The following is a 12009-nucleotide window of genomic DNA, read 5'->3' as shown; positions in this document are numbered from 1 at the left end:
AATAAAATCTATGCGTATGAAGTTATTGAAATATACCCTGCTTGCTACCAGTCTGTTCCTGTCTGGTATGAATCATTGGGCAAGTGCTGAGGAACTGAAAGATATGAAACGCTTGTTTGTTACACCTCCTGAATCAGCACGGCCTGGCGTTTATTGGTACTTCATGGATGGAAATCTCTCCAAAGAAGGGATGACCAAAGATCTGGAGTCCATGAAACGGGCAGGAATCGGATCTGTCGTTTTCCTGGAGGTCAATGTTGGCATACCTCGTGGGCATGTAGATTTCTTAAGTGCCGAATGGAAAGACTGTTTTAAGCATGCCGTTAGGGAATGTGAGCGCCTGGGTATTACGATGATTTTAGGAATTGGTCCGGGTTGGACTGGCAGTGGAGGTCCGTGGGTGAAAGGCGAAGAATCAATGCGACATCTGGTTTCCTCCATTACGCGTGTAACCGGAGGCAGTAAGCAGACGATTCCTTTGGAGAAACCTTCACCGAAGCCTCCTTATTTCGGAGAGGGAGCATTTACCCCGGAATTAAAGGAAAAATGGCTGGATTATTATGAAGATGTGGCTGTTCTGGCTTTCCCGGCAACGAACGGAAAGGTCTCCATAAAGGACATTGAAGAAAAGGCCCTGTATTATCGGGCGCCATACAGCTCTGTTCCAGGAGTGAAACAATTTATTCCGCGGGAGGAACAGGAGAAGCCGCTGGAACCGGGAGATGCGATTGCTGTTGACGAGGTTAAAGACCTGACTTCTTTATTAAAGGATGGATCTGTTACGTGGGATGTTCCTTCTGGTGAATGGATGATTATGCGTTTTGGCATACGTAATAATGGAGCTGTTACTCGTCCGGCACCTCTTCCTGGTGTTGGCTTTGAATGTGATAAGACGGATACAACGGCTCTGATGGCACATTTGCGTACATTTACAGGATCGTTGTTTGACTTGTTGGGCGAAAGAGATACCACGTTGGCCGGAGGTCTTAAGATCCTGCACATGGATAGCTGGGAAATGGGGGCTCAGAACTGGAGTCCGCGGTTAAGAGAAGAATTTAAGAAACGTAGGGGATATGATCCGCAACCTTATTTCCCGGTTTATGCGGGACTGGTAGTAGGGGATAAAAATATCAGTGAGCGTTTCTTGTGGGATTTGCGTCAGACAATGCAAGAATTAATGCTGGAGAATCATTCTTTGTTTGTCAAGGCTTATGCTCATCAGCATGGTATGCAGCTCTCCATAGAACCGTATGACATGAATCCGATGCAGGATTTGGAGTTGGGCGCTTCTGCTGATATCCCGATGTGTGAGTTCTGGAGTCCGGGTGGTTATAATACTTCGTTTAGTGCCATTGAAGGCAGTTCTCTGGCCAATATCAAAGGGCAGCGGGTGGTTCCTTCGGAGGCTTTTACGGCAGCGGGCGATGGTTGGCGTCAGCATCCGGCTTCTATGAAGAACCAAACCGATTGGGCTTTTGCGGCTGGTATTAACCGGCTGACTTATCATACGTTTCAACATCAGGCCTTGCCGGATAGTTTGCGTCCGGGAATGACCATGGGACCGTATGGAGTCCATTGGAACCGTAATCAGACATGGTGGCCGTACGTGGATGCATATCATACTTATGTGGCGCGTTGTCAGTATCTGCTGCAGAAAGGTCAGACGGTAGCTGATATTCTTTATCTGGCTCCTGAAGAGGCTCCTTTTGTTTTCCGTGCGCCGAAATCCGCTTTGACGGGAGATTATATGGTGGATAAACGGGAATATAATTTTGATGCCTGTCCGCCAAGCCTGCTCTATACTGCTTTTGTGGAAGACGGGAAAATAAAGTTCCCTTCGGGTATGGAGTATCGCCTGCTGGTATTGCCTGCCTTTAAGACGATGACGTTGGATTTGCTGAAGAAGATAGAATCGCTGGTGAATGATGGAGCTGTTGTGATTGGTTTGCCTCCTGTGCAGACTCCGGGGTTAACCGATTATCCAAATTCTGATCAGAAATTGCAGCAGGTAGTAGTAAAGCTTTGGGGTGGAAACCAGCTGCCGGAAGGATTGATGTTCCATACTTATGGCAAAGGCCGTATTGCCTGGGGAACAGATATCCAAAACCATTTGGACAATTTGTATCCTGATTTTGATTTGACGTCAAAGGTGTTGCGCGAAATGCACGTACCGGTTGACTTTCTGTCTGATCAGGGAACGGTTCGGTATATTCATAAACAGGTGGATGATGTGGATTATTTCTTTGTCTCTAACCGGATGGATAAGGATATGTCGGTAAATGCTCATTTCCGTGCTTCTGGTAAGCAACCTTATTTATGGAATCCTGTAACCGGAAAGACTTCCCTGATTCCGGTTTCAACGGATAACGGAAAACAGACTTCACTCGAATTGGCGTTCGCTCCTTATCAGAGCTATTTCGTATTCTTTTCCGGAGATCGGCAGCCTGCTTCGACTGCTTCAACAAATATCAAAGGAAAGAGAATATTGATGTCATTACAGGGACCTTGGAATGTCGCATTTGATCCGAAGTGGGGCGGACTGGCACAGGTGGAATTCCCAACATTGCAGGATTGGTCAAAACATACAGAACCAGGAATTAAGTATTATTCGGGAACAGCTGTCTATACAAAGCAGTTTGATTACAAAGAGACCTTGTCGGGCTCCTTGTTCCTGGATTTGGGTCTTGTAAAAAATATAGCCAAAGTCTGGTTAAATGGTCAGGATTTAGGTACGATCTGGACTTCACCGTGGCAAGTTGATATATCAGGCGCCTTGAAGAATGGAAAGAATGAGCTGAAAATAGAGGTGACCAATTTATGGGGCAATCGGTTAATCGGAGATGAACAGAAGAAAAATGACGATATTGTCAATGGTCAATGGCCGGAATGGCTGTTGAAAGGAGAGAAACGACCCAGTGACCGTTATACGTTTACCACATATCCGCATTACACGAAGGATACACCTTTGCTAGAATCCGGTTTATTAGGCCCGGTACATATCATTCAAGTATTGGAGTGAAACGATCCGAACATTATCCAAAAACACGCCGGCTTTTTATAAAAAGGTAGGCAGCTCTGAAGGAAAAACTGGCGTGTTTTCAAAGAAAACTAACGAGGATCAAAAACGATTCTCGTTAGTATCATTTCTGATTCTCGTTTGCTTTGAATTCTGTTTTCAGTAGTGGATTGCCGAGTAGAAGATTTCTTTGGAAAAAGATCTTTCACCATCTTTCTATCTGGTTGATAATCTACATAATGCAGTGATTCAAAAATTTCTGAAGAAAAATATCAATTTTGACAACTATCAGGTCATTTTTATAATCAATATGGTGTGATTGTTGGATACATTTGTAAAAGTGTATAACCTTAAAGTCTTTTTTATGAGATGTCGTTTTTTCTATAAATGTTTAGCATTCATACTTTTTCCGATGGCTATGTATGGGAAAGCAGATTTTTCAGTCTTTAATCTTACCTGTGAGCAAGCTGAGAATCCCTTGGGAATAGAAACACAACAGCCTCGGTTCAGCTGGCAGATTCGTTCTTCGGAACGGAATTTTGTACAGTCGTCGTATGAAGTTTTGGTAGCTGATTCGCCTGAAATGTTGGAAGATAATAAAGGGAATGTGTGGAGTAGTGGGAAGACGGATTCGCAAGAATCAATTCTGATACCTTTTTCGGGGACAACCTTGAAAGCCGGAACAACGTATTATTGGAAAGTACGTATTTGGGATCAGGAGGGAAATGTATCGGCTTGGAGTCCGGTAAATGAGTTCTGTATGGGACTTCTCACTGAAAAGGATTGGAATAAAGCCAGTTGGATCTCGTTGGAAAAAGATAAAAAGGACGAGATTATTACAACAGGTGTGCATGGATTGGGCGAAGTGGATCGTAGGTTCCGACCTGATCAAAAGATAGGTATGTATGCTTTGCCTCAGTTCCGTAAAGAATTTGATGTGAAGAAACCTTTGAAACGGGCTATCGCGTATGTCTCCGGTCTTGGGCATTTTGATATGTTCCTGAATGGAGAGAAAGTAGGAAACCACTTCTTGGATCCGGGTTGGACGAAGTATGACCGATGTGCTTTGTATGTTCCTTTTGATATTACCCGACAGCTTCATTCAGGAAAGAATGCCGTAGGAGTGATGTTGGGAAACGGTTTCTTCAATGTCCCGCGTGAACGTTATTTTAAGCTGATAACATCGTATGGTGCACCTCGTTTGCTGATGAATATCCGTCTGGAATATGTGGATGGAAGTATAGAAAACATTGTGACGGACAAATCATGGAAAGCAACTGAGAGCCCGATTACATATAGCAGTATTTATGGAGGAGAAGATTATGATGCCAATCGGGAACAACCCGGATGGACAAAACCCGGATTTAATGATCAGAATTGGAAAGAGGCATTGAATACGGGCTGGAATACCCGGCTTCTGGCACAAACTTCAGCTCCTTTGACGGTAAGAGACAGTATTCCTACAGTTCGTCTTTTCAAGAATCAGAAAGGGAAATGGGTATATGACTTAGGGCAAAACTTTTCCGGCGTGATTCATCTGTCCATGCAGTCGAATGGAAAACAACAGGTGAAGTTTTATCCGGCCGAGCTGTTGAATCCAGACAGTACCGTTAATCAGAGTGCATCAGGAGCTCCTTTCTGGTTTGCTTATACGACGAAAGGGAATGAAAAGGTTTGTTGGCAACCTCAGTTTACGTATTATGGCTTCCGGTATGTGGAAATTGAAGGAGCTGTTCCTGCCGGACAGGATAATCCGGAATCTTTGCCAGTCATTTTGGATTTAAAAGGATTACATACCTGTAACTCGGCACCGGAGGTAGGAACATTCCATTGTTCTAAACCTTTGTTTAATCAGACATATGAGTTAATCGATTGGGCTATTCGAAGCAATATGGCCAGTGTCTTGACCGATTGTCCGCATCGGGAAAAGTTAGGTTGGTTGGAACAGGCCCATTTGATGCAATATTCTGTACAGTATCGATATAATCTGGCTCGAATGTATGAGAAGATGATGAATGATATGTGTTCTACACAGGCCAAGAATGGTATGGTCCCAACAATTGCGCCTGAGTTAGTAGAATTTGAAGGCGGTTTTAAGGATACACCGGAATGGGGCAGTTCGTTTATCATCTGTCCGTGGTATATTTACCAATGGTATGGAGACTGCCGGTTGATAGCGGAATATTATCCGGATATGCAACGCTACATTGACTACCTGTCTTCGCAGGCAAAAGATCATATTGTGGCCTATGGCTTGGGTGACTGGTTTGATATTGGTCCTAATGCCCCGGGCGTTTCTCAGTTGACATCCAATGGTGTTACTGCTACGGCCATTTATTATTATGATGTTTGTCTGATGCAAAAAATGGCAGATCTGTTAGGAAAGAAAGCTGATGTTGAGAAGTATAAGAATCTGGCAGCAGAGATTAAGGCGGCATTCAATAAGACATTCTGGAATCCGGAAACAAAACAATATGACCGGAACAGTCAGGCTGCCAATGCCGTTGCTTTGTATATGGGATTGACGACTCCTGAAAATCATCAGCAGGTATATGAGAATCTGGTAAAAGATATACGTTCAAGAAACAATGCCTTGACAGCAGGTGATGTTGGTTATCGTTATGTCTTGCGTGCCTTGGAAGCAGGAGGCGCATCCAATCTCATTTATGATATGAACAGTAAATACGATACTCCGGGATATGGCTGGCAATTAGCTCATGGAGCAACGGCATTAACTGAATCTTGGCAAGCCTATGGTTTTGTCTCCAACAATCACTTTATGTTAGGACATCTGATGGAATGGCTTTTCAGTGGTTTGGGAGGTATCCGCCAGGATGAGGCGTCCGTTGCATTTAAACATATTGTTATTAAGCCATCTCCGGTAGGTGATGTTCGAAGTGCCCGCACGTCCTATGAATCTCCTTACGGAACAATTGTCTCAGATTGGAAAGATACAGGTGAAAAATTCATCATCCGGGTTGAGATCCCTGCCAATAGTTCTGCATCTGTCTATTTGCCAACAACACAGGTTGATCAAATTACCGAAAGTGGAATAGCCATAAAAGATCTTTCCTCTGCTACTATTCGTCAGGAAAATGGTTATACAGTCGTTACCGTTGGTTCCGGAATTTATGAGTTTGAGGTGAGGAAATAGGTCGGATTTTTATAAAGAATAAGTGGCATGAGAAAGTTGTTATCTATTATAATTACGAGTTTTTTAGCTTTGCTTTTCTTGAATAATTGTCAGAAGAATCCTTCTGAATCAAAGGACTCATTAAAAGATCTGGAAGCTGGCTTTGCTAATCCTTCGTCTGAATATCGGACAGCACCATTGGCTGTGTGGAATAGTAAAGTGACAAATGCTGAAGTTGAAAGGACTATTCGGGAATTGAAGGATGCCGGTTTTGGTGGTCTTTTTGTTCATCCTCGTCCCGGTTTGATTACGGAATATATGTCTGATGAATGGTATTCGTTGTATAAGCATGCCATTGATTATGCCAAGGAAAAGGATATGAAAGTGTGGATCTATGATGAGAATTCATATCCGAGTGGTTTTGCCGGAGGACATGTCCCGGAAGAAATGCCGGAATCTTATAATCAGGGACAAGGCTTGGCTCTGGAAAAAGTAAATGTTTTACCTGAGAACACAGCGGATTATTTTATTTGTCTGAAAAAAGAAGGAGAAAGCTGGATAGATATCACGGATAAAGTTGCTTCTTATAAAAATACAGAGGGTAAATATTACTTATACAAGAAAACTTATTATGGTCGATCGGACTGGTATGGAGGTTATTCGTATGTGGATGTTATGGTGAAAGGTGTGACTGAAAAGTTCTTGGAAGTAACCATGAAAGGGTATGAAAAGATTGCTAAAGAAGATTTTGGTAAAACACTTCCCGGCATTTTTTCGGATGAACCGAATATCCAAACATCAGGAGGTTTGCGATGGACTCCTGATCTGTTTTCCACTTTTGAACAAAAGTGGGGATATGATTTAAAACCTTTATTGCCTTTGTTGGAAGAGGAAGTCGGGAACTGGAAAGAAGTCCGTCATAATTATATGGAAACATTGTTGCAATTGTTTATCGACCGTTGGTCAAAACCGTTTCATCAGTATTGTGAGCAGCATAATCTGAAATGGACGGGGCATTATTGGGAACATGGTTGGCCGTATATGAACGATGGACCGGATAATATGGCAATGTATGCCTGGCATCAGGTTCCGGCAATTGATATGCTATTTAATCAATTTGACGAAAAAAGTCCGGTTGCCCAGTTTGGAAATGTAAGAGCTGTAAAAGAATTAAGAAGTGTTGCCAATCAAATGGGATATACACGTACCTTAAGTGAGACTTATGGCGGTGGTGGTTGGGATGAAACATTCAAGGATTTTAAGCGTTTGGGCGATTGGGAATATGTATTAGGTGTGAATTTCATGAATCAACACTTGGCACACATGACGCTGACTGGAGCCAGAAAATATGATTATCCACCCGTCTTTACATATCATTCTCCCTGGTGGTCGTCTTATAAAGAATTAAATGATTATTATGGCCGTCTTTCATTGGCATTGAGTAAAGGGAAACAGAATAATCATATATTAGTTATAGAGCCGAATTCTACTTTGTGGAGTTATTATTCACATACAAAGAGTAGTCCGAAGTTAATGGAAATTGGTCAGGCTTTTCAGTCTTTTGTAACAAATTTAGAAAAGAATCAGGTTGAATATGATTTGGGCTCTGAGAATATTATCAAAGATCATGGAACTGTAGAGGATGGAAAGTTTGTTATTGGTCAGGCTGCTTATTCAATAGTAGTTTTATCACCGATGATGGAAACTTTGAATAAACCGACGTTTGATTTGTTGCAGAAGTTTGTGGAAAAAGGCGGCAAATTAATCTGTTTTTCTGCTCCCAACCGGTTGGATGGTGCTGAAGATTCCAAATTATCGGAATTACTATCGGCTCAGTCAGTAATTTCTGTTCCCGTGTTAACCAAAGAGGTTATACAGGAGTATTTTGAGAATAAAGATTGCTTGTTCGCTTTTTCGGGAGGTAATTTTTATCATCAAAGACGAGAATTCGCAGACGGCGAATTATTGTTCTTGGTGAATTCATCCATGGATGAGATTTCTAAAGGAACAATTTCCATGAAAGGTAAATCTGTTCTTAGATTGGATGCCATGCAGGGGAAAATATATGAATATCCGGTAGAACAGAAAGAAGAAGGTCTGTCTGTGCATTTTGAATTAGAGCCTGCCGGTAGTTTGTTACTTTATTGTAGCCATAAAACCTTGAATGACTATGAAAAAGAGCCGGAGCTGGCTGGTAATACCAAATTGATTCCGATAAGTGATCTGCAGGTAAAACGATTGCGGGAAAATGCTTTGACAGTAGATTTCTGTGATGTAACAATCAAAGGAAAGACGATTAAGAATGTTTACTTTGCTCAAGCAGCCGATGCCGCTTTTCGGGAATACGGTTTTGTCAATGGAAATCCATGGAACACATCTGTTCAATACAAGCGGAATATATTAGATCGGGATACTTTTACTACGGGAGGATTTTCAACTTCCTATTATTTCACAGTAAAGGATAAGTTTGATTATTCAACGATGAAATTGGTTGCCGAACGTCCGGAGATATTTAAGGTGAAAATAAATGGAGAAACATTATCTGCTACTCCGGGAGCTTGGTGGTTGGATCGTTCATTTGGCGTTTATGCTATAGGAGATAAGGTAAAACAGGGTATCAATACAATTGAGATGAGTGTAAGTCCGATGAGTATTTATGCCGAGATAGAACCTGTATATGTGATAGGCGATTTTTCTGTCGTACCGGAAAAGAAAGGGTGGAGTATAGCTGCGCCTGTTGAGAAACTGACACTGGGAAGTTGGAAAGAGCAGAAGCAACCTTTCTATTCATGGGAAGTTTCTTATACAAAAGAGTATGAGATAGATGATATAAACAGGTCTTATGCCGTACAGTTAAATGCTTGGAAGGGAACAGTGGCAGAGGTGTATGTAAATGAAGTCAAGGCTGGAATCATAGCCTTTGATCCCTATCGCTTGGATATTACTTCCTTATTGAAGCAGGGAAAGAATACTATTGAAGTACGAGTCATCGGAAGTCATAAGAACTTATTAGGCCCGCATTACAATAATCCTGCACCTGGACTTGCTTCTCCATGGCATTGGAAAAATATCAAGCAGCAGATACCTGGAAAGGAATATCAAATGTGCGACTATGGTCTGATGGAAGATTTTGATGTGGTTGAATAATTGGTTATATTCAGATTAAATTGGGTACAGACTTAATTAGATAGAAATAGGATATGAAAAGAGTATATTTATTATTGGTTATACTGAGTAACTTTATGTACGGTAATACATTGTTGGCTCAAAAGGAAACCGGAAAATGTAGGCCTGTTGATTTGAGGTGTGAGCATCTGACTCGTCCTTTAGGAATTGATCGGGCTGAACCTCGTTTTTCATGGCATTTGGAGGATGAAAGAAACGGAGCCAAACAATTGGCATATCGAATTACGTTGGGAACGGATTCTGCTGCATTAGTTAGAAACAAAGGTGTTATCTGGCAAGAGAAGAAGAATAGTGGGCAAATGCTTACTACTTATAAAGGGAAAGCTTTAAAACCTTTTACTCGTTATTATTGGAGTGTTACGGTGTGGGATCAGGATCAGCAGGCATCAGAACAGACTATCTCTTCTTTTGAAACGGGATTTATGAATACGGCACAATGGAAAGGTAGTTTTGTTTCGGATGGAAAAGATATAGAATCGCGCGAAACTCCTTATTTCCGGAAGGAGTTTGTCTTGAAAAAGAAAGTAAAATCAGCTCGAGCTTATATTGTTGCAGCAGGACTGTATGAATTATCATTGAATGGTTCTAAAGTAGGAGATCATTTTCTGGATCCTGCTTTTACGGATTATGGTAAAAGATTGTTGTATGTTGCTTATGATGTTACACGATTGCTTCATGAAGGAGAAAATGCAATTGGTGTAATTTTAGGAAATGGATGGTATAATCATCAGCCTGTGGCGGAATGGAATTTCCATCAAGCTCCTTGGCGTAACAGACCTTCTTTCTGTTTGAATATTCATGTTCAATATACGGATGGAACAAAGGATGTAATTACTTCTGATCGAAGTTTCAAGGTGGCGGCCGGCCCTATTACCTTTAATGCTATTTATGTTGCCGAAAATTATGATTTTAGAAAGGACTTGCCTGGTTGGAATACATGGGCATTTGATGACTCTTCCTGGACTCCAGCTGTAGAAGTTTCCTGTCCATGCTCTAATATCGTTTCCCAGACAATGTATCCAATCCGAAAGACGGAATTTAGAAAACCTGTGTCTCTTAAGAAATTGAGTGATACACTTTATTTATATGACTTTGGACAAAATTGGTCTGGAATAACTGGGTTCCGTGTGCAAGGACAGTCGGGCACAAAAGTAAAACTGCATCATGGGGAACAACTGGATTCCCGAAGAAAACGTATATTTGATGATAATAATACGCAGTTCTACCAGAATGTCAAGGAGCCTTTGAAATATGGCGTTCATCCTGTGGATGAAATATTTGCGACAGATGTTCTTTGGTTAGACGGCAAGGTAGATACATTCGCTCCGCGTTTTAATTATAAGGGATTTCAATATGTTGAGGTATCATCGGATAAACCATTAGAATTAACGAAAGATAATATAACCTCCTATTTTGTTCATACAGATGTTCCGGTCAGCGGTTCTTTTGAATGCTCGGATTCTCTGGTTAACCGTTTGTGGAGAGCAACCAACTATTCCTATTTGTCGAATTTGGTCGGTTATCCGACTGATTGTCCACATCGGGAGAAAAACGGTTGGACAGGAGATGCTCATTTGGCGATTGAAACAGGTTTGTACGGCTTTGATGGAATAACCTTTTATGAGAAGTGGATGGCCGATCATCGGGACAATATGTATGATAACGGACGGTTGAGATGTATTATTCCTTCCGGAGGTTGGGGCGGCGATATTGCGGATTGGACTTGTTCGGTAACAATTATTCCTTGGACGTTGTATGAGTTTTATGGGGATATGACTTGTTTGAAGGATAATTATTCGACGATGAAGAAACATACGGATTACTGGTTGGAAAAGTTCCCGGATGGTTTGATTACCGATGCTTGTTTAGGCGACTGGATACCTTATAAGTCGGTAGCAAATAGAGAATTGACAGCGTCTATCTATCATTATAAAAATGTTGATATTGTGAGTCGGACTGCTCAATTACTTGGGTTTAAGTCAGATTATGAACATTATAAATCGGAAGCTGAAAGAATAAAGGATACTATAAATCAGAAATTCTTGAATAGAGAAACGGGGATTTATGCTAATGGTTATCAGACAGAATTGAGTATGCCTTTGTATTGGGGAATTGTTCCGGAGGATTGTATTCAGAAAGTAGCAGAACAATTGGCAAAGAGAGTTCATGAAGATCGGGATCATTTGGATGTCGGAATTATGGGATGTAAGACAATTTTGAATGCGTTGACGGAAACTGGTAATGTTGAGCAAGCTTACCGGATGGTAACACAACAGGATTATCCTTCTTGGGGAAACTGGTTGCGGCAAGGTGGAACTACCTTATTTGAGAATTGGGATTATAATGGTTTGGCTGCCGGTTATTCGCAGAATCATATTATGTATGGAGAAATAGGAGCTTGGTTCTATAAGGCATTGGCCGGTATCAATGTTGATCCAGCTCAGCCAGGATTCAAGAATATACTATTGAAACCTCATTTTGTGGAAGATCTTGATTATGTAAAAGCTTCTTATAAATCGCCCTTTGGCTTGATTGTTTCGGAGTGGACAAGAAATCAGGGCAAGGTTGAATATAAGGTGATTATTCCTCCTGGAGCAACTGCTACCTTATATTTGGACGGTAAAGGTGAAGCGAAACAATTATCTTCAGGAACTTATAAATTTAATATCTAATA

General features: G+C 41.4%; 4 protein-coding genes. All 4 read left to right on the top strand.

The window, feature by feature from the left end:
* Nucleotides 1-16 precede the first annotated feature (16 nt).
* Complete coding sequence (locus tag NEE14_RS10190; protein WP_251967595.1) at nucleotides 17-3019, top strand: glycosyl hydrolase; 3003 nt, start codon at nucleotides 17-19, stop codon at nucleotides 3017-3019.
* A gap of 409 nt (nucleotides 3020-3428) precedes the next feature.
* The gene (locus NEE14_RS10185) at nucleotides 3429-6170 is read left to right on the top strand and encodes a family 78 glycoside hydrolase catalytic domain (protein ID WP_338578720.1); all 2742 of its coding nucleotides are present in this window, start codon (nucleotides 3429-3431) and stop codon (nucleotides 6168-6170) included.
* A gap of 27 nt (nucleotides 6171-6197) precedes the next feature.
* Nucleotides 6198-9296, top strand: coding sequence for a glycosyl hydrolase (locus NEE14_RS10180; protein ID WP_251967593.1), 3099 nt, complete (start codon nucleotides 6198-6200; stop codon nucleotides 9294-9296).
* A gap of 53 nt (nucleotides 9297-9349) precedes the next feature.
* Nucleotides 9350-12007, top strand: a complete 2658-nt coding sequence (locus tag NEE14_RS10175; RefSeq protein WP_251967592.1) for an alpha-L-rhamnosidase — start codon at nucleotides 9350-9352, stop codon at nucleotides 12005-12007.
* The last annotated feature ends 2 nt before the right edge of the window (nucleotides 12008-12009 follow it).

Source organism: Parabacteroides sp. AD58 (assembly GCF_023744375.2).
GTDB classification, from domain to species: domain Bacteria; phylum Bacteroidota; class Bacteroidia; order Bacteroidales; family Tannerellaceae; genus Parabacteroides; species Parabacteroides absconsus.
Note: the sequence above shows the minus strand (reverse complement) of the source record. Positions and strands in the feature narration are given on the sequence as shown.